At 62.5% G+C, this 26,811-nt stretch carries 28 protein-coding genes; 4 read left to right on the forward strand and 24 right to left on the reverse strand.

Annotated features, from left to right (window positions below; all coding sequences use genetic code 11):
• Positions 1-169: 169 nt before the first annotated feature.
• The 4 genes from NKI58_RS02080 to glmM all read right to left on the reverse strand — a co-directional run bounded on the left by NKI58_RS02080 (position 170) and on the right by glmM (position 4,930).
• Complete coding sequence (locus tag NKI58_RS02080; RefSeq protein ID WP_352783154.1) at positions 170-1,345, reverse strand: phosphoserine transaminase; 1,176 nt, start codon at positions 1,343-1,345, stop codon at positions 170-172.
• Positions 1,346-1,527: 182 nt separating this feature from the next.
• Positions 1,528-2,277: an outer membrane protein gene (locus NKI58_RS02085; protein ID WP_023680658.1), complete on the reverse strand. Its 750-nt coding sequence runs from the start codon at positions 2,275-2,277 to the stop codon at positions 1,528-1,530.
• Positions 2,278-2,511: 234 nt separating this feature from the next.
• Positions 2,512-3,351, reverse strand: coding sequence for an outer membrane protein (locus NKI58_RS02090; protein WP_352454888.1), 840 nt, complete (start codon positions 3,349-3,351; stop codon positions 2,512-2,514).
• Positions 3,352-3,577: 226 nt separating this feature from the next.
• Positions 3,578-4,930, reverse strand: a complete 1,353-nt coding sequence (glmM, locus tag NKI58_RS02095; RefSeq protein ID WP_352454889.1) for a phosphoglucosamine mutase — start codon at positions 4,928-4,930, stop codon at positions 3,578-3,580.
• A gap of 874 nt (positions 4,931-5,804) precedes the next feature.
• On the opposite strand from glmM, the gene NKI58_RS02100 reads away from it, so the two are divergent.
• Entirely contained in the window at positions 5,805-6,467 is a 663-nt protein-coding gene (locus tag NKI58_RS02100) for a hypothetical protein (protein WP_352621115.1), read from the forward strand.
• Positions 6,468-7,059: 592 nt separating this feature from the next.
• On the opposite strand, the gene ftsH is transcribed toward NKI58_RS02100, so the two are convergent.
• From ftsH to NKI58_RS02185, 17 genes are all read right to left on the reverse strand, one after another.
• Positions 7,060-8,985, reverse strand: coding sequence for an ATP-dependent zinc metalloprotease FtsH (ftsH, locus tag NKI58_RS02105; protein ID WP_023677989.1), 1,926 nt, complete (start codon positions 8,983-8,985; stop codon positions 7,060-7,062).
• 105 nt (positions 8,986-9,090) lie between these two features.
• The gene (gene tilS / locus NKI58_RS02110) at positions 9,091-10,524 is read right to left on the reverse strand and encodes a tRNA lysidine(34) synthetase TilS (protein WP_352824141.1); all 1,434 of its coding nucleotides are present in this window, start codon (positions 10,522-10,524) and stop codon (positions 9,091-9,093) included.
• 54 nt (positions 10,525-10,578) lie between these two features.
• Positions 10,579-11,688 (reverse strand): tol-pal system protein YbgF, encoded by a 1,110-nt coding sequence (gene ybgF, locus NKI58_RS02115; protein WP_352783143.1) that lies wholly within the window; start codon positions 11,686-11,688, stop codon positions 10,579-10,581.
• 188 nt (positions 11,689-11,876) lie between these two features.
• Positions 11,877-12,383, reverse strand: coding sequence for a peptidoglycan-associated lipoprotein Pal (gene pal, locus NKI58_RS02120; protein WP_023677992.1), 507 nt, complete (start codon positions 12,381-12,383; stop codon positions 11,877-11,879).
• A gap of 231 nt (positions 12,384-12,614) precedes the next feature.
• Positions 12,615-12,992, reverse strand: coding sequence for a four helix bundle protein (locus NKI58_RS02125; protein WP_023677993.1), 378 nt, complete (start codon positions 12,990-12,992; stop codon positions 12,615-12,617).
• A gap of 82 nt (positions 12,993-13,074) precedes the next feature.
• A complete protein-coding gene (gene tolB, locus NKI58_RS02130; RefSeq protein WP_502896948.1) occupies positions 13,075-14,346 on the reverse strand; it encodes a Tol-Pal system beta propeller repeat protein TolB in 1,272 nt (423 codons plus the stop codon).
• A 79-nt stretch (positions 14,347-14,425) separates the two neighbouring features.
• Positions 14,426-15,583 (reverse strand): cell envelope integrity protein TolA, encoded by a 1,158-nt coding sequence (gene tolA / locus NKI58_RS02135; RefSeq protein ID WP_352783136.1) that lies wholly within the window; start codon positions 15,581-15,583, stop codon positions 14,426-14,428.
• A 7-nt stretch (positions 15,584-15,590) separates the two neighbouring features.
• Entirely contained in the window at positions 15,591-16,049 is a 459-nt protein-coding gene (gene tolR / locus NKI58_RS02140) for a protein TolR (RefSeq protein WP_352569595.1), read from the reverse strand.
• A 9-nt stretch (positions 16,050-16,058) separates the two neighbouring features.
• A complete protein-coding gene (tolQ, locus tag NKI58_RS02145; protein ID WP_352489260.1) occupies positions 16,059-16,769 on the reverse strand; it encodes a protein TolQ in 711 nt (236 codons plus the stop codon).
• Positions 16,770-17,062: 293 nt separating this feature from the next.
• Complete coding sequence (ybgC, locus tag NKI58_RS02150; RefSeq protein WP_352783132.1) at positions 17,063-17,533, reverse strand: tol-pal system-associated acyl-CoA thioesterase; 471 nt, start codon at positions 17,531-17,533, stop codon at positions 17,063-17,065.
• A gap of 127 nt (positions 17,534-17,660) precedes the next feature.
• A complete protein-coding gene (ruvB, locus tag NKI58_RS02155) occupies positions 17,661-18,701 on the reverse strand; it encodes a Holliday junction branch migration DNA helicase RuvB (protein WP_023677999.1) in 1,041 nt (346 codons plus the stop codon).
• Positions 18,702-18,747: 46 nt separating this feature from the next.
• A complete protein-coding gene (locus NKI58_RS02160; protein WP_023678000.1) occupies positions 18,748-19,032 on the reverse strand; it encodes an AbrB/MazE/SpoVT family DNA-binding domain-containing protein in 285 nt (94 codons plus the stop codon).
• A 40-nt stretch (positions 19,033-19,072) separates the two neighbouring features.
• The gene (gene ruvA / locus NKI58_RS02165; protein WP_023678001.1) at positions 19,073-19,693 is read right to left on the reverse strand and encodes a Holliday junction branch migration protein RuvA; all 621 of its coding nucleotides are present in this window, start codon (positions 19,691-19,693) and stop codon (positions 19,073-19,075) included.
• 13 nt (positions 19,694-19,706) lie between these two features.
• Positions 19,707-20,129 carry a type II toxin-antitoxin system VapC family toxin gene (locus NKI58_RS02170; protein ID WP_023678002.1) on the reverse strand — a complete coding sequence of 141 codons (423 nt, stop codon included), beginning with the start codon at positions 20,127-20,129 and terminating at the stop codon, positions 19,707-19,709.
• Positions 20,107-20,376, reverse strand: coding sequence for an AbrB/MazE/SpoVT family DNA-binding domain-containing protein (locus NKI58_RS02175; RefSeq protein ID WP_352589970.1), 270 nt, complete (start codon positions 20,374-20,376; stop codon positions 20,107-20,109). The genes NKI58_RS02170 and NKI58_RS02175 overlap by 23 nt, the downstream gene beginning before the upstream one ends.
• A 56-nt stretch (positions 20,377-20,432) precedes the next feature.
• A complete protein-coding gene (gene ruvC / locus NKI58_RS02180) occupies positions 20,433-20,945 on the reverse strand; it encodes a crossover junction endodeoxyribonuclease RuvC (protein WP_023678004.1) in 513 nt (170 codons plus the stop codon).
• A 264-nt stretch (positions 20,946-21,209) separates the two neighbouring features.
• Positions 21,210-22,064, reverse strand: a complete 855-nt coding sequence (locus NKI58_RS02185) for an SDR family oxidoreductase (protein WP_352826489.1) — start codon at positions 22,062-22,064, stop codon at positions 21,210-21,212.
• Between the two features lie 192 nt (positions 22,065-22,256).
• Between NKI58_RS02185 and NKI58_RS02190 the strand changes: the two genes are divergently transcribed.
• Positions 22,257-22,574 (forward strand): winged helix-turn-helix transcriptional regulator, encoded by a 318-nt coding sequence (locus NKI58_RS02190; protein WP_352826488.1) that lies wholly within the window; start codon positions 22,257-22,259, stop codon positions 22,572-22,574.
• 38 nt (positions 22,575-22,612) lie between these two features.
• On the opposite strand, the gene rcdA is transcribed toward NKI58_RS02190, so the two are convergent.
• Complete coding sequence (rcdA, locus tag NKI58_RS02195; protein ID WP_352574712.1) at positions 22,613-23,140, reverse strand: protease adaptor protein RcdA; 528 nt, start codon at positions 23,138-23,140, stop codon at positions 22,613-22,615.
• A gap of 579 nt (positions 23,141-23,719) precedes the next feature.
• On the opposite strand from rcdA, the gene NKI58_RS02200 reads away from it, so the two are divergent.
• Positions 23,720-24,271 carry a DUF2269 family protein gene (locus NKI58_RS02200; protein ID WP_352589973.1) on the forward strand — a complete coding sequence of 184 codons (552 nt, stop codon included), beginning with the start codon at positions 23,720-23,722 and terminating at the stop codon, positions 24,269-24,271.
• Between the two features lie 40 nt (positions 24,272-24,311).
• On the opposite strand, the gene NKI58_RS02205 is transcribed toward NKI58_RS02200, so the two are convergent.
• The gene (locus NKI58_RS02205; protein ID WP_352826487.1) at positions 24,312-25,082 is read right to left on the reverse strand and encodes a sulfite exporter TauE/SafE family protein; all 771 of its coding nucleotides are present in this window, start codon (positions 25,080-25,082) and stop codon (positions 24,312-24,314) included.
• Between the two features lie 95 nt (positions 25,083-25,177).
• Positions 25,178-25,627, reverse strand: a complete 450-nt coding sequence (locus tag NKI58_RS02210; protein WP_352783120.1) for an Lrp/AsnC family transcriptional regulator — start codon at positions 25,625-25,627, stop codon at positions 25,178-25,180.
• Between the two features lie 132 nt (positions 25,628-25,759).
• Between NKI58_RS02210 and NKI58_RS02215 the strand changes: the two genes are divergently transcribed.
• Positions 25,760-26,644: a DMT family transporter gene (locus NKI58_RS02215; RefSeq protein ID WP_352767607.1), complete on the forward strand. Its 885-nt coding sequence runs from the start codon at positions 25,760-25,762 to the stop codon at positions 26,642-26,644.
• Positions 26,645-26,811 lie beyond the last annotated feature (167 nt).

Below are 26,811 nucleotides of genomic sequence, written 5' to 3' on the forward strand. Positions count from 1 at the left end.
GCGATTGGCGTCCCTCCCCCTTGAGGGGAGGGTCGGCGCGAAGCGCCGGGGTGGGGTCGTTGCGGCCGGATGCGGCCAAATCTTTTTCTTTCTGGATGGCGGATCGTTGAGCGGGTGGAGGCGACCCCACCCGGCCCTTCGGGCCACCCTCCCCTCGAGGGGGAGGGAGTCAGGCCGCCGCTTTGAGCGACGCCTTTTGCGCGGCAAAGGCCCAGTCGAGCCAGGGCAGCAGCGCTTCGACATCGGAGGTCTCGACTGTCGCCCCGCACCAGATGCGCAGGCCGGGCGGTGCATCGCGGTAGGCACCGATGTCGTAGGCGACGCCTTCCTTGTCGAGCGCCGAGACAATTGCCTTGGCGAATGCAGCCTGTCCGTCGGCGTCGAGTGCAGCGACATCCGGATCGGTGAAGGAAAGGCAGACCGACGTGTTCGAACGCGTCGCCGGGTCTACGGCAAGATGGCCGAGCCAGGAAGATTTTCCGACAAAGCGATCGAGAACAGCGGCATTGGCATCCGCTCTGGTGACCAGCGCGTCGAGGCCGCCGATCGACTTCGCCCAGCGCAGCGCGTCGAGATAGTCCTCGACGCACAGCATCGACGGCGTGTTGATCGTCTCGCCCTTGAAGATGCCTTCGATCAGCTTGCCGCCCGAGGTGAGACGGAAGATCTTCGGCAGTGGCCAGGCCGGCTTGTAGCTTTCCAGGCGTTCCACGGCGCGCGGGCTGAGGATCAGCATTCCGTGCGCGCCCTCACCGCCCAGCACCTTCTGCCAGGAGAAGGTGACAACGTCGAGTTTCCTGAAATCGAGCTGTTGCGCAAAGGCCGCCGAAGTAGCGTCGCAGATGGTCAGGCCCTTGCGGGTGGCCGGGATGAAATCGCCGTTCGGCACGCGCACACCCGACGTCGTGCCATTCCAGGTGAAGACCACGTCGCGGTCGAAGTCGATTTTGGTCAGGTCCGGCAGTGCGCCGTAGTCCGCCTCTAACCTGCGAACATCGGCGAGCCTCAGCTGCTTGACCACATCGGTGACCCAGCCGGAGCCGAAGCTCTCCCAAGCGACCATGTCGACGCCGCGTTCGCCGAGCAGCGACCACAGCGCCATTTCGACCGCGCCGGTATCCGAGGCCGGCACGATGCCGATGCGGTAATCCGCCGGAACCTGGAGGATTTCCCGGCTCAGCTCGATCGCTTGTTCGAGCTTGGTCTTGCCGATCTTGGCGCGGTGCGAGCGCCCGAGCGCGGCATTTTTGAGCGCCTCGACCGACCAGCCGGGGCGTTTTGCACAGGGACCTGAGGAAAAATTGCGATTTGCCGGACGGAATCCGGGCTTCGTATGCGTGGTCATCGTGGTCTATCCTTCCAGATAGTGGCCCCTCGTTGGGGAGGGGTGGCCCACGGATGGCGATATGCGTTCAGGCTTTCGGCGTCAAGGGGAAAGTTTTTGTCGCTGTCAGGATATTGCCGGGGGCGAAACGCAAACGGCGGGCCTGCGACCCGCCATTGTCAACGCCTCGGCTTCGATCGAGCCTACCAGAGATCGTAGCGTAGTCCGACTTTGACTTGATGATTGTTGATCCCTTTGCGGATCGGAAAGGAAGTCAGGCTCTCGGCAGTCACATATTCGGCGTCTGGCGCGGAAAAATACTGATAGCCCAGATCGACTGAGACGTTCTTGGACACTTGGTACGCAAGCCCGGCATTCAGCGTGTAGGCGAAGGAGTACTGGGTCTTGTTGTCATGCCGGACGAAATCGTCGGTGGGGTCGGCGTTGTCGGTGAAGTAGCTCGCCGACAGGCGACGCTTGCTCTGCACGACACCGACACCGGCGCCGAGATAAGGTGTGATTCCGACATAGGTGCCAAGGTCGACATAGCCGTTGAGTATGCCTGAGAAGGCATAGTTCTTCAGGGTCGCCGATGCCACGGTCGTTCCGTCGTTATAGCCGACGTCGATCTTGTTGCCGGGAAGATAGCCGACATTGAGATCGGCGCGCAGATAGTCATTGAAATGGTAGCCGAAGCCGATGCTGGCGAAGATGGGATCTTCCTTTTCGTCGAAGCTCGCGGGCGTGAAGGCGAAATCCTTATCCTTGAAGCTCTTCTGCACCAGATAGGAGACATCGCCGCGCAGATACCATCCCGAGCCAACCTCGACCGGTACATAGTCGGGCGCCTGGTCGACATAGACCGGCGGATCGTAATCGGCGCCAAGCGCCGGCGTCAGCGGCATCAGGATGACTGCTGCAAGCGCCAGTGCTACAGGCGATTTGGATGTCATGGTCCTCGGCTCCCGAACTTGGCGCATTCGCGATCGCGCGCGCCGTTTCAGACAGCATTGTTAACCATAGTGGTTAAGTGCGGGTTAAGGATAACAAGGCGTTAGCAATTGATTTGATCCGTTTTCGCTCCTCGAGCTGGACGGTGTTACAGGGCAACGCAGCATCTTTAGGCAGCCAAACGAAACCGCCCGGCATCAGCCGGGCGGTCGACGAATTCCTCGATTTCGCAGCGACTACTTCGTGTAGACCGGCTCGGGTTCCGGGACGTAAGGCTCCGGCGGCGCGCAGTCCGACCTGCCGAACTGGTAGCGCAGGCCGCCGCGCACTTCGTGCACGTTGATGCCGCGGTCATAGCCCGGGCCGACATTGCTATCCGAAGCGTAGTCGAACATCTTGCCGCCATTGATGTGGCTGAAGCGGTAGCCGACGTCGAGTTTGACGCGGTCGGTCAGGCAGTAGGAGGCGCCCGCCATGGCAGCATAGGCAAAACGCCAGCCTTTGCCGCCGTGATGCTCGAACTCGCCGTCATCGTCGACGTTGTGGAGTGTATCCCACTTAACCCAGGCGCCGCCGATGCCGGCACCGACATAAGGCGTGACGCCATGCCAGGTGCCGATGTCGACATAGGCGTTGGCCAAGAGCAGCAGCGCCGAATAGGACGAGGTGTCGACGGATGTGCAAGGGGTTTGTAATACGCCGCAGAAGCCGTTGGTCGAGCCGCGGAATTTGGACTTGCTCATCCAGTCCAAGGTGAGATCGGTGCGGAAATGCTCGTCGATCTGGTAACCAACACCGCCGCCGGCCGAGAAGGCGCCATCCAGCTTGCCTGTATCGAACTTGCCGGGACTCTGGGGCGCCACACCGTAGGTGATGTAGTCGCCACCACGAAACTTCGACCAGTGATAGTCGATGTCGCCACGGATATACCAGCCGCCAAAGTCGGCCGGCTGCTCGTAGGCAACCGGTGGCGGCGCCTCCTCGACGACGGGCGGCTCGACGAAATCGGCGGCGAATGCCGGCCCGGCGCCGGCAAACAGCGCGGCCAGGAGAGCCATTCTTGCTGTGTTGAACATGCTTATCACCCCTGAGAACCCTCGAACGGCGAACGCGCCCGAAATGTGATTGACTTCAGTTGTGGATAATGAATCGGAAAGGTTAAAAGGCGTTTAACCGTATTGATTAACCACGAATCTCTAAAAGTGGAGCAATCTGGCGGCCGTTGCTGCAGGCGGAGCTGGCCGCGACCCAATAAAAAAGCCCGCCGGCAAGGCGGGCTTTTGAACCGATGTTGGAGGGAGATCAGGCGGCGCTGCGCGTTTCCGAAATGACCTCGACGATGTCGTTGACCACGGACTCGACAAGCTGCGGGTCGTCGCCCTCCGCCATGACGCGGATGAGCGGCTCCGTGCCGGATGGCCGGATGACCAGGCGCCCGGCCTTGCCGAGGCGATTGCGCGCATCTTCGATCGCCGCCTTGACCGGCGCCTCCTCCAGCGGCTTGCCGCCGGAAATATGCACATTCTTCAAAAGCTGCGGCACCGGCTCGAATTTCTTCGACAGTTCGCTGACCGGCCGGTTATGCCGCTTGATGCAGGCGAGCACCTGGAGCGCCGAGACGAGCCCGTCGCCGGTAGTCGAGAAATCGGACAGCACGATGTGGCCCGACTGTTCGCCGCCGACATTGAGCCCATGGGCACGCATGTGCTCGACGACATAGCGGTCACCGACCTTGGTGCGATGCAACTGCAGGTTCATGTCGCCGAGGAAGCGTTCGAGGCCGAGATTGGACATCACCGTCGAGACGACGCCGCCGCCGGCCAGCCGTCCGTTCTGGTGCCAGGACTCGGCGATCAGTGCCATGATCTGGTCGCCATCGACGATCGCGCCGTTTTCATCGACGATGACGACGCGGTCGGCATCGCCGTCGAGCGCAATGCCGATATCGGCGCGCACCTCGTGCACCTTCTTTTGCAGGCCGGCCGGATGAGTCGAGCCGCATTCCTTGTTGATGTTGAAGCCGTTGGGCTCGACATTGATGGCAACGACCTCGGCGCCGAGTTCCCACAGCGCGTCGGGCGCCACCTTGTAGGCGGCGCCATTGGCGCAATCGACGACGATGCGCAGGCCCGACAGCGACATCGAGCGCGGCAGCGTGCGCTTGGCGAATTCGATATAGCGGTCATGCACGCCGTCGACGCGTTTGGCGCGGCCGAGCCCATCGGAATCGGCGAGCGCCAGTTCGATATCCTTGTCGAGCATCCCCTCGATACGCTCCTCGATCTCATCGGACAGCTTATAGCCATCGGGACCGAACAGCTTGATGCCGTTGTCGTAATAGGGATTGTGCGAGGCAGAGATCATCACCCCGATATCGGCGCGCAGCGAGCGCACCAGCATGGCAACAGCCGGCGTCGGAATCGGGCCGAGCAGGAAGACATCCATGCCGGCGGCGCACAGGCCGGATACCATCGCGTTCTCGATCATGTAGCCGGAAAGCCTGGTATCCTTGCCGAGCACGACGCGGTGGCGGTGGCTGCCGCGCTGGAAGGAGAGGCCGGCGGCCATGCCGACCCGCATGGCGACCTCCGCCGTCATTGGAAACTTGTTGGCGCGCCCACGAATGCCGTCCGTACCGAAATAATGTCCTGCCATGTTCGCCAGCTTCCCGATGGTTCTTTCCGAGCATCTCATGCCATAAAATGGCCCAAGCCCCGTCATCACATTGTATGATTATGGACGACCAATCCTTAGAAAATTATTGTTTTGTGTGTTTTGCGTCACGCTAGTGTGTTGATTTTCAAGTTCCGAGCCCTTGTTGCGGCAGCAGCATCAGAAACGTCAACTCAAACCTCATCTGGATCCTTTGGTCTGTGGCAGTGTGGCCTTGAACCCGAATCCGCATCGTGCTGCTCCAGACAGTGGTAGGCTCAGGTCCGCCGCACCCGCCGATTTGACTGGCTGTCATGCGACGCAGTGTCCTCGCTGGGAACCAGCCATATGCGCGCTCTCCGTGCAATGCACCCGGACGAACTTGGCCGGGAGACGGTCCCGGCAACGAATTCATCACCTTAAAGAAAAGAATGCACTTCTAAATTTGTCTCTACGCTACTTAGCATCTGGCGCAACCAGCCGTTGAGCGCTATTGCTGCACTGGGACATATCATGAACCGCCGTAGGGAGAAAACGCATGCTCATCCACCGACTTGCCACTTTGACGGGTCTTGCCGTCGCGACCTTATTCCTGGCGGCGCCTGCCAACGCGCTGACCATGGCCGAGTGCAGCACCAAGTATAACGCGGCCAAGGATGCGGGAACGCTTGGCGGGCAGAACTGGAACCAGTTCCGCAAGGCCCAATGCGGCACCGATGCCACCGCCGCTACAACCGAACCCGCGCCAGCCAAAGCCACGGCCAAGGCCGCCGACACGACCAAGGCAGCCGCCGCCGACGATGCGGCGCCGGGCCTGACGGCGAAGGAGTGCAGCACCAAATACCAGGCCGCCAAGGCTGCCGGCACGCCCAACGGCATGAAATGGAACGATTTCCGCAAGACCCAGTGCGCCGCCGGCGCGACGGCAGCCGCACAACCCGCCGCCACGACCAAAGCAGCGGCGGCCAGCAGCGATGACGCGGCGCCTGGGCTGACGGCCAAGGAATGCAGCACCAAATACCAGGCCGCCAAGGCTGCCGGCACGCTCAACGGCATGAAATGGAACGACTTCCGCAAGAGTGAATGCGCCGCCGGCGCAACTGCAGCCGCACAGCCTGCCGCGGCACCTGCCAAGGCGACGACAGCCGCCGCGACCGATACCGGCAAAGGCCTCAGCATGGCGGATTGCAGCGCCAAATATCAGGCTGCCAAGGCCGGCAACACGCTGAATGGCATGAAGTGGAACGACTTCCGCAAGAGCCAATGCGGCGCCGGCGCAGCCGACGACGACACCCTGCCGGCTCCCGATGCCAAGTACACCGGCGATCCGCAACCGCCGACCATCACCGCCCCCCAGGGCGTGAAATTCCCGACGGCGATCTCCAAGAAGTATGCAACCGAGACCCCGGCCAAGGGCCGCATGCACACCTGCCTCGACCTCTACTACGCCAACAAGGACGCCAACACGCTGGGCGGCCTCAGGTGGATCCAGAAAGGCGGCGGCTTCTACAGCCTCTGCAACGCCAAGCTGAAGAGCTGACCGGCGCCACCATCCGACGACATGAGCCCGCGAGCCGCAAGGTTCGCGGGCTTTTTTGTTGCATGCTGCCGCGCGTTCAGAAGAGGCGGCATCGGCCGCCGCTCTAGACTAGCAATCTCCCCCTCGTGCGGGGGAGATGTCCGGCAGGACAGAGGGGCACTGTCCAGGGCACTGTCCCGCCGACATCGATGGTCGCCAGCACGCGCGACGTTTGGTCGAAAAGGAGCCTGAAATAAAAAAAACCCGCCTCCGTGGGCGGGTCGGCGGCGCCAATTGGCACCATACCTAAATTAGTAGCATAGCTGCCGGCACAAAGCAAGAACAAAATGTGGCGCCGCCGGCAAAAAATGCGAGCTTCATTCTCCGGCGCGCTTTGTCGATCTTCCCGAAATCGTCAACGAGGAGGATAGAAGGCCCCGTTCCTTCGCGCCCCTCTCTGTCCTGCCGGACATCTCCCCCACGAGGGGGGGAGATTGGCCGTTATCGTCACTTTCGCCAATTTCCAGCGATGCAGGAAGGGTCGCATTCCCCAAGAGAAAACGCCGCGGTTAGAGCCGCGGCGTTTCGAAGTCGATCTGTCCTGGGCCGGAGCCTAGCTTGATGGCTGGGGTTCCATGCCGCCTTCGGGCTCGGGGCCCTTCTTGCGGCGGCCGGACTTCGGCACGGCCGAGCCGCGGCTCGGCGGCGTGTCGTCGCCAAGGTCGCGCGCGGGCTTATTGCCGGCGATCAGCTGCTTGATCTCCTCGCCGGACAGCGTCTCGTATTCGAGCAGGCCCTGCGCCAGCGCGATCCATTCCTTCTTTTTCTTGGTCAGGATGGACCTTGCCGTCGAATAGGCCTCGTCGATCAGCCGGCGCACTTCGGCGTCGATGATCTGCGCCGTCTCTTCCGAGATGTTCTGCGTGCGCGCCACCGAATGGCCGAGGAACACCTCCTCCTGGTTGTCGCCATAGGCGACATGGCCGAGCTTGTCGGAGAAGCCCCAGCGCGTCACCATGGCACGCGCCAGCTTGGTCGCCTGCTCGATATCGGAGGAGGCGCCGGAGGTGATGTTCTCCTTGCCGAACTTGAACTCCTCGGCGACACGGCCGCCCATCATGATGGCGAGGCGCGAGATCATGTACTTGTAGCTCATCGAATAGCGGTCGCCTTCCGGCAGCTGCATGACCATGCCGAGTGCCCGGCCGCGCGGGATGATGGTCGCCTTGTGCAGCGGATCGGCCGACGGCACGTTGAGCGCCAGGATGGCATGACCGGCCTCGTGATAGGCGGTCAGCTCCTTCTCGGCCTGTGTCATCGCCGACGAGCGGCGCTCGGCGCCCATCATGATCTTGTCCTTGGCGTCCTCGAATTCGGCCATGGTGACGAGGCGCTTGTTGCGCCGCGCCGCCATCAGGGCGGATTCGTTGACCAGGTTCATCAGATCGGCGCCGGAAAAGCCCGGCGTGCCGCGCGCGATCACCTTGAGGTCGACATTGGGCGCCAGCGGCACGTTGCGCACATGCACTTTCAGGATCTTCTCGCGGCCGACGATGTCGGGGTTCGGCACCACCACCTGGCGGTCGAAGCGGCCCGGCCTCAGCAGCGCCGGATCGAGCACGTCTGGCCGATTGGTGGCGGCGATCAGGATGATGCTTTCGTTGGATTCGAAGCCATCCATCTCGACCAGCAGCTGGTTCAGCGTCTGCTCGCGTTCATCATTGCCGCCGCCGAGGCCGGCGCCGCGATGGCGGCCGACCGCGTCGATTTCGTCGATGAAGATGATGCAAGGCGCGTTCTTCTTGGCCTGGTCGAACATGTCGCGGACGCGGCTTGCGCCGACGCCGACGAACATCTCGACGAAGTCCGAGCCCGAAATGGTGAAGAACGGCACGTTGGCTTCACCCGCGACCGAGCGGGCGAGCAGCGTCTTGCCGGTTCCGGGAGGACCGACGAGCAGCACGCCGCGTGGGATCTTGCCGCCGAGCCGCTGGAATTTCTGCGGGTCGCGCAGGAACTCGACGATCTCTTCCAGATCTTCCTTGGCTTCGTCGACGCCGGCGACGTCCTGGAAGGTGACGCGGCCATGTGCTTCGGTCAAAAGCTTGGCCTTCGACTTGCCGAAGCCCATGGCGCGGCCGGACCCGGACTGCATCTGGCGCATGAAGAATATCCAGACGCCGAGGATGAGGATCATCGGCAGCCAGGAGATCAGGGTGCCGAACAGCGAATTGGAGCCGTCGGACTCAGGACGCGCATTGATGGTGACGTTCTTGTCCTGCAGCCGCGAAACCAGCGACGGGTCCCCAGGCGAATAGGTCTGGAAGCCGTTGGAACTGTCCGTGTAGTTGCCGGAGATACGGGCGCCGGCGATGGTCACCGACTTGATCCGTCCCGCCGCGACTTCCTGCAGGAACTGCGAATAGGGAACATCGCTCGAGGCTCCACGCGTCTGCGGCGTCTGGAAAAGATTGAAGAGGGCGATGAGCAGGACCGCTATGATCGCCCAGAGCGCTAGGTTGCGATAATTCGGATTCATCAATTGTCCCGTTGGCGCCGCTGGGCGGACACGCGTCGTGAGAGGAAACTTGGCCCTAACATAGGGAGAGCGTCTCCCCTTGCCAAGCATAACAGCAGGTCTCGGTTAAGCTTTCGCCCGTGGTAGGCCGGCACTGTGGCCGCCGAATGGCACGGCTGGAACCGGCGCCGCGCCAAGCAACGCGGCGACGGCATCGGCCGGTGCCAGATCGAAGGACGGCAGGAAACGGGCGAAGGGCGCGACTGCCGGATATGCGGCGACAGCCGCCGGCATCGGGCCTTCCCCGGGCAAACCCGGGCCTTCCCCGAGCAAACCAAGGCATTCGCCGTCCCGCCAGAGCGCCGGCTCGGCGGCCAGGGCGGCACGTACAAGGCTTGCTGGCGTGCCATGCCCGGCAATTGCCCGCTTTGCGGCAAGAGCCGGCCTGAGCGGTGCTACCAACAGCGGCGCGATCAACAATGCACCTGAACTGTCGTCCAATGTGATCCGTCTGCGCCCGTCCCAAAGCGCATTGCCGGAAACCGCAACAGCGGGCGGCAGATCCCGCAATTCGCGGTGCAGAAAGATGCCGGTACGCCGGGCATCGATCACGGTCCGCGACAATGTGGCACAAAGCGGCCCGGTGCGGAACCGGCCGAAAAGGGCTTCGCTGCGGGCCTGGTCGGGAAGGAAGGCGGTGCCGCCGGTCGCCGCCAGCAGGATGCGCAGCGCATAAATGGCCGCCCGGCTGTCGGCGGCCGTCGCAAAATCCCGATCGAGGCGGACGAGGCCGGCGGCCGGCCTGGAGGCCAAGCTGCGGATCAGCATGGCCGCGCGATGTCCCAACTGCTCACGCTCGGCCGCCGCCTTTCTGGCCAGCGCCATAGCTTCAGCCATGCGAGGCGCATCGTCGCCTTCAACAAGTGCTGCGCGGACGCGCGGCCGCTCGAAAGCGGTGTCGGCATTGGTCGGATCTTCGATCCAGGCAACCTGTTCACGCCGCAGGAATTCGCGCAGTGCCTCACGCCTTATGCCGAGCAGCGGCCGCACGATCCAGTGCCGCCAATCGTAGAGGGTTGCCGGCGCCATGCCGGCAAGGCCCCGCCCTTCCTCGCGCGGCCTCTCCTCACCTGGCCCGTCGTCACGTGCTTGCCGCATCAGCACGGTCTCAGCCTGGTCGTCGGCTGTGTGGCCGGTCAGGATCAGGCCGATGTCTTCAGCGTCGGCGGCCTCGGCGAGCAGCCGGTATCGGGCTTCGCGCGCGGCGGCGGGCAGGCCGGTCGATGGTTTGTGGCCCGACCAGGCGAGGATGCGATGGGCAATGCCGCGCGCCGCACACAGCCTGGCCACGGCTTGCGCTTCCGCTGCCGCTTGCGGCCGCAATTGATGATCGATCGTTACCGCCAGCAATTTCGTTGCCGGGGCGTTACGGTCGAGATGGGCTTTGAGGAGGAGGAGAAGGGCGGTCGAGTCGCTGCCGCCGGACACGGCCGCAACAGCGCCGTTGGAAAAGTCGATCTGCGAAAAATCCGAAAGGTCAGGCTCGGTGTCGAGCGTCATGCATGTCGTCCAAAAGTGGACCCGGTTTTGGGGCTACGACATGCAACAGAAATACTAGCACGCCGCGAGCGCCCTTTCCTGCTTGACCCGCTCCTTGAGCGCGCCGGAAATATCGGGGTAGCGCTTGCCGATCTCGCTGAAAGTGGCACAGGCCACGTCGCGCTGCTTCAGCCCGACCAGTGAAACGCCGAGTTTCAGCAGCATGTCGGGCGCCTTCTTGGCCTTGGGATAGTCCTTGCTGGCAGCGAGGAAAATCTCGGCCGCATCGCGGTATTTCTGCTGGCCGAGCAGCGATTCACCGAGCCAGTAATGCGCGTCCGCCGCCTTGGCGTCTCTGGGAAAACGGGCGATATGGTCGCGGAAACCCTGTTCGGCGGTGCTGTAGTCGCCCGACAGGATGAACTGGTAAGAATTGCGGTAAAGCTCCTCCGGATCGTTGGTCGACGGGAGTGCCGCGACCACCGTATCATCGGATTTACCGGCCTTGTTGCCGGCTGCGCTGGTGCCGTTGGCTGGGGCCGTATTCTGCTGCGGCGCATTCGCTTGCGCATTGCCGTCGGCTTCGACGACATTGCCGTTTTTGTCGACGGTGATGGTGCCGAACGTCTTGGGCGGCGCGCCGGGGATCAGCTTGCCGGGATCGCCGTTGGGCGATTCGACGATGACGTCCTCGACGCTCTTGTCGCCGTCTGCCGCCTTGCCCGCATCGGCCGGAGCCGGCGTCCCCGGCGCCTCCGCCACGTTACTGTCGCCGTTGGGGCTGTCGCTGCTAGGCGCCGCCTCGGACTTCTTCTGCTCGGCCGGCTGCTGCGCGCCTTGCGGACCGCCTTCCAACTGCTGGAAGCGGAATTCGTTGTCTTCCTGCTGCTTGCGGATCTGCTCCTGCATCTGCAGGACCTGGAAATTGAGTTCCTCGATCTTGCCATTCATCTGCCGGAGCTGTTCCTCCAGCGCCGGAGTGCCGGTGCCATCCTGTTGCGCGAATTGAACCTGATCCGGCTTTTTCTTTTCGCCGAAAATGCCGGGCAGTTTGATCGTCGGCAGGTGGAAGGAAAAACCGCTTTCCGATGACTGCCCGGTGCCGTTTGCCCCGTCAGCAAGTGCCGCGATACTTGATACGAGTAGCAGCGCAAGCGTGCCGCTCAAGACCGATCTGAAATGCATGTGCCTCTCGCCGTGAAACCATTGTTGCGCGCCTCTCATTCGAAGTAGACCAGTCAACTGGGGACTAGCCAGACGCTCTCGGCTCTTAACAGGACGTGAGACTTCGGCCAAATTTTGTTTGGAGCGAGGAGATATGAAAAAGGCGGCCTTTTGGCCGCCTTTCGCACCAAGTGTTGCATTTATGCCGATCAAGAACCGGCGCCGCCCAGCGTGGTTACGGCGCGGCGGTTCTGCGACCAGCAGGAGATGTCGTCGCAAACGGCGACCGGACGCTCCTTGCCGTAGGAAATGGTCTTCAGGCGCTGCGCCGAAACACCCTTGGCGACCAGGAAGTCGCGTGTGGCGGCAGCACGGCGGGCGCCGAGCGCCAGATTGTATTCGCGCGTGCCGCGCTCGTCGGCATGGCCTTCGATGACGATGGCATACTGCTTGTACTGGTTCAGCCACTGCGCCTGGCGCGACAGCGTCGTCTGCGCATCGGCGCGGATCGAGGACGAATCGGTATCGAAGAAGATGCGGTCGCCGATGTTGACGGTAAAGTCCTGGGCCGACCCGGGCGTTGCCGCGCCGGCGCCGTTGAGGCCGAGATCGGCGGCGCTGTTCGGCGTCTTCTTCGAGGCGCAACCGGTGATCGCGAGCATAGCGACCAGCGCGATCATGACCGGGTTTGTGGTAAGTGCTGCGATACGGCCCATGCCGCCTCTCCTTCGCAATTCGAGTGATTTCATTGATCGTCCAGTAACCACGTTTGGGTTAACCGGCGCTCAAGAAACACGGTTAAAATTTGGTTTCGGCTGCCGTCCGCAACCGTTCTGCCGAGGGCTACTCAAAGGCGACAATGAGCGCGGACCGTAGGCGGAAATGCGGCCAAAACATGAAAAAGAGGGAATTGAGGAACTGAAGAACTGAGGAATTGAGGAAAGAGATCACCTCAGCTTCTCTCTGAGATTGACCAGCATTCCGTAGATGCGGGCATAGGATTGCAACCAATCGTCGCGTTGCGCCTGTGTGATGTACTCGAGGTCGAACGCATACGAAATCCAGGTCTCCACCTCACTGCATGATCCTATGGCCATCGAAATGAAGCGTGCGAATTCGGGCTTGGAGTGAGTCTGTTTGGCAAAGCCTTCGGCCAAATTGGCGCAGATCGCCTTGCTGGAACGACGTAGTTGATCGGCGAGCGCGTATTGCTCCATTTTCGGAAAAGCAAGCGTGGCTCTGTGTACCCCAAGGGAAACCGCATAGGCACGCTTATAGACTTCTAAATCCCTCGCGTGCTCGATGTAGACCCCTGCCTTCTCCATTCTTCAGTTCTTCAACTCTTCAGTTCTTCAACTCGTCAGTTCTTCAATTCCTCAGTTCTTCAATTCCTCAGTTCTTCTTCCATCACTCCAGCAGCGGCGACCAGGCCGGATCCGAGGCGAAGTTCGCCGTCGGGATCGACTGTTCGTTGCGGCCGGTGAGATCGACCGAAACAAGTTTTGGTCCGCCATTGGAATCGCGGAAGAACATCAGCACCCGGCCGTTGGGCGCCCAGGTCGGCCCTTCCTGCTGAAAGCCGGTGGACAGGATGCGCTCACCCGAACCGTCGGTGCGCATGACGCCGATCTGGAATTCGCCGCCGGTCTGCTTGGTGAAGGCGATGAGATCGCCGCGCGGCGACCACACCGGCGTCGAATAGACGCCGTCGCCGAACGAGATGCGGGTCTGGCCCGAGCCGTCGGCGCCCATCACATAGATCTGCGCGCGGCCGCCGCGATCCGAGGTGAACACCACCTTGCTGCCGTCAGGCGAGTAGGACGGTGAGGTGTCGATGGCGGTCGAGTTGGTGAGCCTGGTTGTCGAGCGGCTTCTCAGATCCATGGCGAAGATGTTGGAATTGCCGTCATCGCGCAGCAGGCTCATGATTACCTTCTGGCCGTCCGGCGAAAAGCGCGGCGCAAACGTCATGCCGGGGAAATTGCCGACCAGCTCGCGCTGCCCCGTCTCGATCTGCAAAAGATACACCCGTGGTTGGCCGCTTTCATAGGACATGTAGGTGATTTCCTGCCGGTTCGGCGAGAAGCGCGGCGTCAGCACGATCGATTTGCCGTTCGAGAGATAGCGGACGTTGGCGCCGTCCTGGTCCATGATGGCAAGCCGCTTCTTGCGCGCATTCTTGGCACCGGACTCGTCGATGAAGACGACGCGCGTGTCGAAATAGCCCTTCTCGCCGGTCAGCCGCTCGTAGATCGCATCGGCGATGATATGGCCGACGCGCCTGGTATTGGCGTCGTTGGCGAAGAACTGCTCGCCCGACATCTGCTGGCCGGCAAACGTGTCCCACAACCGGTACTGGGCGCGAATGCGGCCGTCAGCCTCCTTGCCGACACTGCCGGTGACCAAAGCCTGGGCGTTGATTACCTTCCAGTCTTCGAAGCGCGGCGTGGCATCCGGGTTGGAGATCTTTTCAATGAAAGCGCTTTTGTCGATCGGCGCGAACAGGCCGGAGCGTTTCAGGTCGGCACTGACGATGCCGGAAATCTCGGCGCCGAGCGCATCCCCGCCCTGGAAGTCCGTGATGGCGATCGGCAACGGCTCGACATTGCCCTTATTGACGTTGAGCTCAACGAGCGCCCGCGCCGGCAGGGTGACGGCAACAGTCATACCCAGCGCCATCGCTGCGATCGTCAGGAGCGGCTTGAGGATGGATTTCATGTCTTCTCGCTTCTCTTCGCTGATTCTGTGGGAGCCGGGCCTAAAGACCGAGCATCTCCCTGGGGTCAAAAGTGACCCGAACGTCGGACCAGATGTCTTGCTTGCCCGCTGGAACCTGCAAGCCGGCCACATCGCATTTCTGAACCGCGCGCACTGCACTTTCGTCAAACGGGCGGTTTCCGCTCGACTTTTCAACGCTCGGCCGGCCATCCAGCTTGCCGGAGGCGTCCAGATTAAACCGGACCACGACGACGAAATTCTCCGAACCCTCGAGCCCTGCCGGAAGCGTCCAGCAACCACCAAGCTGGGCCTCCAATGCCCCCTGCTCCGATTTCGAAAGCTTCTGGCCCTGATCCTTCTCGCCGCCGAGCGATGCCTGCTGGGTCGAGCGCTTGGCGCCGCCGCCCGACGGCTTGCGCTTGTCGAGCAGAGCCGAGATCTCGTCGGCGTTGAATTGCTTGTCATCCGATTTCGGCTTGGACGAGGCTTCCTTGACCGGCTTGTCGGCGTCCTTGCGCTCCGGCGCCTTGGCGCTTTCGGCCTGGACCGGCTGCGGCTTCGGCCGCGCCTCAGGCGCCGGCGCTGAATCCGGAAGCGACGTCTCCTCGGTCGGCGGTTGCTTGGCGATCGCCTCGGCGACGGCGTCCGGCTTGACCTCGGGCTGCGGATCGATCGCGGCGGTCTTGTCCTGCGGCGGCGTGGGCGTCGGCTCCTTGGCCGGCGTCGGCTTGGGCTCGGTCTGCTTGACAGGTTCGGGCTTGACCTCTTCCTTCGGCTGCGGCACCGGCGCCACCTCCGTAGCGGGAATAGGCTTCGGCTCTTCCTTCGGCTTCGGCACGTCCTCGGGCTTGGGCTTTTCGACCGGCGTCGGCGCGGGTGGCGGAGCCGCCGTCATGTCGACTGGCTGGGGCTTGGGCTCAGGTGTCGGCGGCTTGTCGGTGTCGACGCTGTTATCGCCGACTTTCTGGGCATCGGGAACGATGTCGGGACGCTGCGTCGGTACCGGCGCCGGCTTGTCGTGCATTACAGCCTTCTTGTCGCCTTGCAGGACCTGTGCCGTCGCTTCCATCGGCACGATCTCGACCGACACCGATTCCGCATCGGACGCAGGCATCGCGGGCGGCGAGGACAACGTGAACAGCCCGAAGGCGATCGCCACCGTATGCAAGATCACCGATGTGGTGAGGCCGGTCCTCATCTTGCGTCTACTGATCCTGTTCCTGCAGTGACACCAGGCCGATATTCTTGTAGCCAGCAGCCGAGATGCGGGCCATCACCTTCATGGCAGTGCCATAGTCGGTGGACTTGTCACCCCTGATGAAAATGCGCTCTTCATAGCCGGTCTTCGAGATCGCCTGCAGCTTTGCCACCAGCTCCTCGATCGGGATCTCGGTTTCCTGGAGGTAGATCTGACCGGCCGAGTTGATGGACACGGTTATAGGCTGCGTATCGGCGTTCATCGCTTTGGCCTGGGTATCCGGCAGGTCGATCGGCACGCCGACCGTCAGCAACGGCGCCGCGACCATGAAGATGATCAGCAGCACCAGCATCACGTCGACCATCGGCGTGACGTTGATCTCCGATATCAAGGCGTGATGGCGGCCGCGCCGCCTGTGGCCGCGCCCGCCGCGTCCTCCGCCACCTGCGCTTACGGACATTCCCATGATCGTTCCTCAGGCCTTCTGCGCGACTTTTTCATCGATTTGGCGCGAGAGTATGGCGGAGAACTCATCCGCGAACCCTTCCATGCGCACCGCGATCTTGCTCGCGTCCGACGACAGCTTGTTGTAGGCGATGACGGCCGGGATGGCGGCGAGCAGGCCGATGGCTGTCGCCAGCAGCGCTTCGGCGATGCCGGGCGCGACCACCGACAGGCTGGTGTTCTTCGAGGCGGCGATCGCCTGGAACGAGGTCATGATGCCGATCACGGTGCCGAACAGGCCGATGAACGGCGCCGCCGAGCCGGTGGTGGCGAGGAAGCCGAGCCGCCCTTCAAGTTTTTCCATCTCGCGGGTCAGCGCCAGATCCATAGCCTTGTCGATGCGGGTCTGCAGGCCGAGCGGCGATTTCGCGCCCTTCTCGAAGCTTTTCTTCCATTCGCGCATGGCGGCGACGAAGATCGCGCTCATGCCGGTCGTCTTGCGGTCGGCGAGCGTGCGGTAAAGTTCTTCCAGCGACTGTCCCGACCAGAACACCTGTTCGAAGCGGTTGAGCGCCAGCCGCATGCGGGCATAGGCGACGAGCTTGTCGACGATGATCGCCCAGGTCCAGATCGAGGCGCAGAGCAAGCCGATCATGACCAGCTTGACCACCCAACCGGCCTGCATGAACAAGGCCCAAATCGATAAATGCGCGCCCGGGTCGGCGAGAGCGATGTTTTCCATGTTACGTCCTTAAAGATTTTCCGGGCGTGGCTGGCGGCTGGCCCATGGGCATCCCTTGTGGTCCGTTCGCGTTAAGCTTGCGGAATAACCCCAAATGCACCGTTGGCGGCCTTTTCGGGGCAAATATTGGTGAAAGGAAGGCGCTTGGATTCTTCCAATCTTAACCAATCCCTTCATGGACCGTTATGGTTAAGGATGGGTTAGGACGTACAGCGCGGCGCATTGCCGCGCCCCGACGCCGCCCGGCGATCCTCGCCCCGACCGGGAGCTCCGGATCTTCCGCCTCTGAACTCTTATTTGCGCGTTCCGGGCATGAAGGCTGCCACCCAGTCCTTGGGAAAGCGCCGCGGCCGCCCGTTCTCGCCGACGATCGCTGCTTCGACCCGCGCCTCGACCAGCATTTCGCTGCCGCGCTTCAATTGCTGCGCCATGACGATGCGGGCGCCGGAAATCTCGTCGGTGCGCGTGTCGATGGTCAGGATGTCGTCCATGCGGGCCGAACCGCGGAAATCGATCTCCATGCGCCGCACCACCCAGACTATTTTCTCGCCATGCTTGCCGTCGGCAAGCTCGGTGTGGTGGACGCCGGCCAGCCGCAGATAATCGGAACGGCCGCGCTCGAAGAATTCGAGATAGCGCGCGTGGTAGACGACGCCGGAAAAATCGGTGTCTGCATAATAGACCCGCGCCATCAATCGATGGCCGAATTCCGTCAGCGCGCCGGAAAGCCCGGCGGACAATGCCGATTCACCGTGATCGTCCATTGCGCTGTCCTTTTGGCCCGACGGGCCCTGTTTCAAGCAACACCTGTTTTGCGCATAGACCGGCGATGATCAAGACCTGGAGGGCTGGGCCGGGGAACTGCCAGCACCGAAGCCATAAGCAGCCAACTTAGGGCTCTTCCTGGAACAGGCTGATCTGCTGCTGCGCCAGGTCCTTCGGCGCGTCGAGGCCGAGATGCCGCCAGGCATTGGCCGCCAGCACGCGGCCGCGCGGGGTACGCATGATGAAGCCTTGCTGGATCAGAAAGGGTTCGATGATGTCCTCGATGGCATCGCGTGGCTCGGAAAGCCCGGCAGCGATTGTCTCGATGCCGACCGGCCCGCCGCCGAAATTCCGGGCGATCATCGACAGATAACGGCGGTCGAGTGCGTCGAGGCCGAGCCCGTCGACCTCCAGCCGCGTCAGCGCCTCGTCGGCGACCTTGCGGTCGACATGACCGTCGCCGGCAACGCTGGCGAAGTCGCGCACCCGGCGCAACAGCCGGCCGGCGATGCGCGGCGTGCCGCGCGCCCGCCGGGCGATCTCCAAGGCACCGTCGTCGCCGAGCGGCATGGCAAGGATGCGGGCGCCACGCCGCACGATCTGCTCGAGTTCCTCGACCGAGTAGAAATTGAGCCGCACCGGAATGCCGAAGCGGTCGCGCAGCGGGTTGGTCAACAGGCCGAGCCGGGTGGTGGCGGCGACAAGCGTGAAGCGGGCCAGGTCGATCTTGACCGAGCGCGCCGCCGGCCCCTCGCCGATGATCAGGTCGAGCTGGAAATCCTCCATCGCCGGATAGAGGATTTCCTCGACCGCCGGGTTGAGCCGGTGGATCTCGTCGATGAACAGCACGTCGCGGTCTTCGAGGTTGGTGAGCAGCGCCGCGAGATCGCCGGCCTTGGCGATGACCGGACCCGAGGTCGAGCGGAAATTGACGCCAAGCTCGCGCGCCATGATTTGCGCCAGCGTCGTCTTGCCGAGGCCGGGCGGGCCGACGAATAGCACATGGTCGAGCGCTTCGCTGCGCCCCTTGGCGGCCTCGATGAACACTTTGAGATTGGCCCGCACCGCCGCCTGGCCGACGAAGTCGCCAAGCGTCTGCGGCCGCAAGGTCTGCTCGGCGTCCTCGCCGCGTCTGTCGGGAGCAATGAGGCGTGGCGAAAGGCTCATGCGCATACCGCCCGAAAGAAAAAGTTTGTATCGATACCGATCAACGTCACCCGGCACCCTCTCGTTCGTCGCCGTGCTCCTCGCCAACAACATGGCGGCCCACTGCATCTCTTACCACCGCGTCGATCTGTTCCAGCGCAGCAGGCCCGTCAGGTGGATCGCCTAGAAATCCAGCGAGGTCGGCAAATTCGAGATTGCGCGGCGTTCCTATCAGGAGACCATCCACGACCGTCCACGCAACAGTATCGCCTGACTTGAGCGACAACTCGTTCCGGACTTTCTTTGGAATCGTAAGCTGCCCCCTGGAGGTCAAGCTTGCATATCCGACCATGCTCTTGTTCCTAGTCGGAATTTATTTGTCGGGCAACGTCTCACCGTGCCAGCTCCTTCAGCCCGAAGCGGATCAGCTTCGACGCGTCCGCCTCCTCGCCTGCCGTCTTCAGCGCCGCCGCCACCGCATTGGCGGCGGTGTCGCGCGAATAGCCGAGATTGACCAGCGCCGAGACGGCGTCGGTAATCGGCGCCGAGGCGACGCCCTCGCCGAGCTCCTGCTTCAGGCCGATTGTGCCGGAGGCAGTGCCCGCATAGGCCGGCGCCTTGTTCTTCAATTCGGTGACGATGCGCTCGGCCACCTTCTTGCCGACGCCGGGAGCACGACTGACCATGGCGATATCGCGCAGCGCAATCGCGTTGGCGAGATCGGCCGGCGCCAGCGTCGACAGGATTGCCAGCGCCACCTTGGCGCCGACGCCTTGCACATTGTTCATCAACAGCCGGAACCATTCGCGCTCCAGCACCGACTGGAACCCATAGAGCCGCAGCATGTCCTCGCGCACATAGGTCTCGATGAACAGCACGACCGCCTCGCCCGGTCGCGGCAATGCCGCCAGCGTGCGCGCCGAGCAGTAGGCGACATAGCCGACGCCATGCACGTCGACGATGCAGAAATCCTCGTCGATCTCATCCAGCGTGCCTTTTAGCTTGCCGATCATTTGAGCGTGCCGATCATGCCGGGTGGGTTTCCGGAGAGATGATATCGAGGTCCGGGAAATAGCCGCGATAGCGCGCAGCATTGCGCGTCAGCAGGCGATGCCCAGCGACAACCGCATGGGCTCCAATAAAGAAATCCGGCAAGGTTCGTTCGCGAATGCCGCCGGCGCGGCGATAGCGCGAGTGCGTGACACCAGCGAGGAAGGCTGCTTCCCACGGCAGAAATTCGCGATCCATCTTGAGCATGTCGGCTGCTTGACGAAGAGCCTGTTCGGTCGCAATCAACGGCGCGAGCTCGGACCAGACGATTGCATTGATTACGAGTGCGCCGTCGCGCCGGCATGCGGTAATCGCGGATGCCGACCATTTCGTCTCCCGTCCGGCAGGACCCCAAACGTCGATCAAGACATTTGTGTCAATCAATGTCGAGATCTTCACGTGGGCCCCTCAGCCATTCCACATATTCATCCGCCGTCAAGCCTCCCAGATCCAGCGTACCGGCCATACGATCGAGCATCTGGCTGAATCTGCGCGAGGCTTCCTCCTCCGACATGTTTTCGTCGACGGCTATGACACGAGCGCCGTCCTCGGTGGGGACGAACTCCACCTCCGAGCCCGGGCCGATACCCAGATGATCCCGTATTTCCTTCGGGATGGTCACTTGGCCCTTGGTGGTAACGCGCATGGTAATACCTCGTTGGTATTACTTATTGCCCACTGGAGAACAAGTCAAGAACATACTTATCCGGCCAGCGCCGCCATCCTGTAGGCGATGCTCTGCCGGTGATGCGCGTGACAGATGGCGATAGCCAGCGCGTCGGCGGCGTCATCGCTGTCGAAAGTCGCCTTCGGCATCAGCACCTTGACCATCATGTGGATCTGCTTCTTGTCGCCATGGCCGACGCCGATCACCGCCTTTTTGACGGCGTTTGGCGCATATTCGGCAACGACAAGGCCGGCACGCGCCGGCACCAGCATGGCGATGCCGCGTGCCTGGCCGAGTTTCAGCGTCGCCGCGGCGTCCTTGTTGACGAAAGTTTGCTCGACCGCCGCCTCGTGCGGCATCGCGGCATGCAGGATCTCGGCGAGCCCGTCATGCAACTGGCAAAGACGCACCGCCAGCGCGGCCTTGTCATCGGACCGTACCGTGCCGGAGGCGACGAAGCGCAGCGAATTGCCGAGGCTCTCGACGATGCCCCAGCCGGTGCGCCTAAGCCCCGGATCGATCCCGATGATGCGAATCGCTTCCCCCATCCGCCAACTTTAACCCCGGCGAGCAGCGATGCCAGCGAAATGTGAACAAACCAGAAACAGCAACCGAGTCTGGTTTAGAGAATGTTTGAGAATTCGCTCTGGCGAGACAGATAGCGTGGTTTTCGAGAACCGGAGCGGAGCGTACATAAGTACGCGAGCACCGGAAGCGCAGAAGGCTGCGCTAGTCTAGTCGTTTGAATAACTGTTGGCGCGAGCGACAGACGGTCCTCTGATCCTTTGGCGGATGTGACAGCCATCTCGGTTTCAACCGCGCAATGCTGCCGCAACGACGCTCTCCAGTGGCGTTGTCGGTCGACCGATCAGCCGGCTCATGGCGCCGCCGTCATCGAACAACGCTCCGCGTGAGGCTGCAATGTCGGCATCGGCCAGGATAGCGGCGAGATCGGCGGGCAGCCCGGCGCCTGTCAACGCACCCTCATAGGCCGCCCCGGCAAGATCGTTGTAGGCGATCGCCTTGCCCGATTGCCGCGAGACCTTCGCCGCAAGCTCGGCGAGCGTGAAGGCTTGGTCCGCGGCGAGCTCGTAAGTCCTCCCTACTTGATCCTCGCTCGTCAGCACCACGGCCGCGGCCTCGGCATAATCCTGCCGCGCCGCGGACGAGAAGCGCCCCTCATTTGCGGCGCCGATGAAGGCGCCGTGCTCCAGAGCCGCCGGGAGTGCCATCAGATGGTTCTCGGTGTACCAGCCGTTGCGCAGGATGACGGCGGGTAGGCCGGAGGCCGCGATGACCTCCTCCGTCTGCCGATGTTCGACCGCGAGCCTCGCGGGAGACGTGTCCGCATGCAGCATGCTTGTGTAAGCGATCAGCGAAACCCCCACCCGTTGGGCGGCCTTGATCACTGACCGATGCTGCGGCAAGCGGCCGCTGACTTCGGTCGAGGAAATCAGCAGCAGTCTATCGACGCCGGCCAGCGCCATCGGGAGCGTGTCGGGACGATTATAGTCCGCCTCCCGCACGACTACGCCGCGTTGGACAAGATCGCGGGCCTTTGCCGGATCACGAACCGCCGCAACGATCCGGCTGGCCGGAACTGTCTTCAGCAGTGCGTCGATCACGAGACGGCCAAGCTGTCCTGTTGCTCCAGTTATTGCGTACATCGTTCTGTCCATTTCGTGGTTGGATGGATTGAGAGCCTCAGATAGCGGCTCTCGTTACCCTCGGAAACCACGTATCTTGTAGTTACCATCATTTTCCGGTAACCAACTGGAAACTCCCACGGAAGATGCGCGATGGTCCTCAGGATGCGAACGAAGGTGAAGGAGCTTCCCGGCTGCCCCATGTCGAGGTGCATGGCGCTGCTTGGCGGGTGCTGGACACCCGAGGTGCTCTGGTCCTTGAGCGACGGCCCGCGCCGGTTCTCCGAATTGCGCCGCGATATCCCAGCCATTTCGGCGAAGGTGCTGACCGGCAGGTTGCGCGATCTCGCGGAGCGCGGCGTCCTCGCACGCCACGTGATGCCGACATCGCCGCCGACCGTGGAGTATGAGCTGACGTCATTGGGGCAGGAGCTGCTCCCAGCGATCAGGTCTATCGTGGAGGTCGGATCGCGCCTGCTGCTGCGTGATTCTCCCCGCCTGATGATCGCGAGCCCATCCCTTCGCGGTTAGTCTAGATGGCCGCCGGAGTAGAATTATGAAACGTTCTCTCAGCCGCGGGCGAAAGCCGTGTTGAGCAGCGTGATCTGGTCCGACACCGGATTGACGCGACGGCTCGACGGCGGCACCTCGGCGAGGCCGCCGTAGATCTCCTCGTCCATGCGGCGCACCAGCGCCTGCAGGCGCAGCGAGCGGTTGACGAGATCGATGAAATCCGTCGGCAGCTCGGCCCAGCCGGGCGCCTCCTCATGCGCGGAGGCGGTATCGAGACGCACCTTGGATTTTTCTGAGGCCACCTGATCGCGGGTCATCTCGCCGGAATTCGCCGCCCGCTGCAAAAGCAGCCACGAGGCGACCTGCATCAGCCTGGTGGTCAGCCGCATCGATTCGGCCGCATAAAGCGTCGCCGCCAGCCTCGACAGCTTCTTGGCCTCGGCGCGGCCCTTGCCGTCGAGATATTCGGCGGCCTGCTCGACCAGGCCCATGCCTTCCTGATAGAGCGGCTTGAAGGATTGGGAGAAAACCCGGCGCTCCGCCAGCTTGATGGTTTTCGCGCTCGCCTTCGAAGGCTCGTTCATCGCTACGCCCCTGCACTTGCCTGACAGCCGCCCGATTCGGCTCTTGGCCGCCATATCCGGCAGCCTAAACGACTGAAGCTTGAAAATGCGCTTCGCTGCCAGCGAAGGCAAGCACATGTTTAACAAACGGTTAACGGCCGCATTTAGCCGGAAGGACGCCCATGCCGGCGGACAAAAAAAGAGCCGCGGATAAGGCGGCTCTCAGGAGTTTAACAGGGAGGCGTCAAACAAAGTGGCTCCAACCACTCGGTAAGAATCCAGATCACTGGATGGACATAGTAAACGCCTGTAAAGCTTAACGAAGCCTTAACGCGGGGCATATTTTTCGATCAAGCGCCCAGCAACTGTGCCGTAACAGCACAGCTGACTGGCCACGGCGCCGTTCACACCACCGGCTGGAAAGTGGGGGCGACGCTTGCGCCATGGTTTCCTCCAAATGGTGACCGGCTTACCGAAACAAAACGGCGCTGCGCGCGACATCGTTCCGAAACAGGCGCCGCGCTAAACGCCCGTTCCTCGCAACGAGGCGGAGCAAACCTTGCGCTCCGGCAATCATGACAATCTCTCAAGGAGCGAACAATGGACTGGTACTCGGCCGTTAAATTTCTGCACATCGTCTCGGCGATCCTCTGGGTCGGCGGCGGCTTCACGCTGATGCTGCTCGCGGTACGCGCCGACCGCGCTGGAAACGTCGAAGGCATGCTGCAGGCGATGCGCGCCACCGGCGAGCTCGGCAACCGGTTCTTCGCGCCGATGTCGATGCTAACGTTGCTCTTCGGCCTCATCATGTGCGGCTTTTGGGTCGGCTTTTCCGATCTGTGGGTGCTGATCGGCCTTGCCGGTTATGCGACGACCTTCTGCATCGGCATGTTCATCTTCAAGCCGACTGCCGACCGCATGGCAGGCATGATCGCCAAGGAGGGCGTGACGCCGGCAGTGCTTGCCCAGGGCCAGCGCGTCCTCAGCGCCGCGCGCTTCGACTATTCGGTGATGCTGGTGATCATCGCGGACATGGTGCTGAAGCCGACGCTGCACGACATCACCATTCTGGGCTGCATGGCGTTCGTACTGGCAACCGGCATTGCCCTGGCGCTTGGCAGGACGCGGCAGCTGCTGCCGAGTGCCGCCTGAGGTGTAAGGAATCCGGCGGCGGCAGAATGGGGCCGCCGTCTTACAGGAGGCCGGCGATGCCGTCCCACAGAAGCTTGACCGCGACGACCGCCACGGTCGCATAGGTAAAGGGATAGAACAGCTCCGGCCGCATCCGCCGCACCAGCCAGGCGCCGGCGACTGTCGACAGCGGCGCCAGCGGCATCAGCACCGCCGACGCGGTCAAATTGGTGGTGTCGAACTGGCCGAGCGCGAAATAGGGGATGAGCTTCAGCGCATTGGTGACGGCGAAAAAGATCGCCGCGGTGCCCGACAGCACCTTCGGATCGAGCCTGATCGGCAGCGCATAGACCTGAAAAGGCGGGCCACCGACATGGGCGACGAAGCTGGTGAACCCGGCAACGGTTCCCCAGAAGCCGGCGGCGACGCGGTTGGGCTCCGCCGCGTGGCCGGCACCGTGGCGGAGTTGCAAATAGAGCCAGCGCAGCACGAAGATCAGGGCAACCGCGCCGACGATCAGCCGCACCATCTCTTCGGTTACAAGTGCCGCCGTCAGCCAGCCAAGGGCAATGCCGATCACGGCGCCCGGCATCATGTCGGCCAGCATCTTGCGGTCGAAGATGCCCCACCACGTCCACACCGAGACAATGTCCATCAGGCACAGAATTGGCAGAAGAATTGCGGCAGCCTGAACCGGCGGCATGGTCAGCGCCATCAACGGCACGCCGACAAAGCCGACGGCGCCGCCGAAGCCGCCTTTCGACAGGCCGACGAGGATGACGGCCGGAATGGCCGCGGCATAGAACCAGGGATCGACGAGCAGGCCTGACATGGGGAAGGGACGCTGGAGGGAAGGTTGAACTCTGGAATAGACCAGAAATGGCCAGACGGCGACCGCAAATATGTGGGCCACGCCACCGAAACCCGTCACATGTTTGGCATGTCGAGCGGCGGCGGGCGTCTGCGGATCGGCTGCGCCTTGATGATGGCGGTGCTGGTTTCGGCCTTGTCGGCGATGCGGTCGAGAATCCCGTCGAGCTCGCCGATCGAGCGGACGAACAGCCGGGCAACGAAGCAGTCATCGCCCGTCACCTTGTCGCATTCGCCGAATTCCGGGATTTCCTCGATCAGCTTCTGGACGATGTGCAGCTTGCCCGGCAATGGCCGGATGCGAACGATCGCCTGCAAGGCGTAGCCGAGCGCCTGCGGATCGATGTCGATGGTGAACGCGCGGATGACGCCGCGATCCTCTAGCCGCCGAAGCCGCTCCGAAACGCTTGGTGACGACAACCCGACCTGCAGCGCCAGTTCCTTCAGCGAGGTCCGTGAATCCTTGACCACGATATCGAGGAGCTTTCTATCGAGCTCGTCCAGCATTTTACAATTCCAAGAAAAAGCCGATATTTACCTAATTTAATGAGGTTCGTCCTGCATATCACCAGCTAGAAGTCATGGAAAGACCCGATCCGCTGTGGGATTATAAAATCTCAACGGGTTTCAGGAGCATCCATGGACAACACGGTACGCGGCACGATCGAAATGACGGCGGCGATGGCGATCCTCGGCACGATCGGCTGGTTCGTCGTCCTTTCCGGCCAACCTATCATGGACGTGGTGTTCTGGCGCTGTGCTTTCGGGACGGTAACGCTGCTGATCATCTGCGCGGCGCTGGGACTGCTGCGCGGCAGGCTGTCGCTTCGCATCGTCGCGATCGCGGCGCTCGGCGGTGCTGCCATCGTTATCAACTGGCTGTTGCTGTTCAGCGCGTTTTCCCGCGCGTCGATCTCGATCGCCACGGCCGTTTACAACACGCAGCCCTTCATGCTGGTGGGTTTTGGCGCGCTCTTCTTCTCCGAACGGCTGACGATGACCAAGCTGACCTGGCTCGGCATCGCCTTCGCCGGCATGCTGCTGATCGTGCAGGCCGCGCCCGATGCAGGCGATCATGGTACGGATTACTTTACCGGCATTGCGATGGCGCTGGCCGCGGCTTTCTTCTGGGCCGTTGCGGCTATCGTCACCAAGAAGCTCAAAGGCACGCCGCCGCACCTGATCGCCCTGATCCAGGTCTGCGTCGGCGTTCTCATGCTGGCACCCTTCGCCAATCTCACCCACCTTCCCGTCGATGCGCGGAGCTGGGTCATGCTGGCGACACTCGGCATCGTCCATACCGGCCTGATGTACATCCTCATGTACGGCGCCATCCAGAAGCTGCCGACGCATCTGCAGGGATCGCTGTCCTTTATCTATCCCGTCGTCGCCATCCTCGTCGATGTCGTCGCCTTCGGCCACCGGCTGCATCCGGCGCAGATCGTCGGCGCCGCCGCCATCCTGGTCGCCGCCGCCGGCATGAATCTCGGCTGGTCGCTGTGGAAATCGAAGGTGCCTGCGTAGGGCCGCAAGCGACCAGGCGAGGAGAATTTCGGCCAACGGCAGCCATGCGCCGAGCCCTATGGAATCGTTGACGGCAAACGTGATCCCCCTGCCGCCTGTTCAATCCCCGCACTTTGGTCTATGCCGCAATGCAACCATCTTCGCCCGGCATAGGCGATAACCGGGAT

This window comes from Mesorhizobium sp. M0522 (assembly GCF_040321085.1).
Lineage (GTDB): Bacteria > Pseudomonadota > Alphaproteobacteria > Rhizobiales > Rhizobiaceae > Mesorhizobium.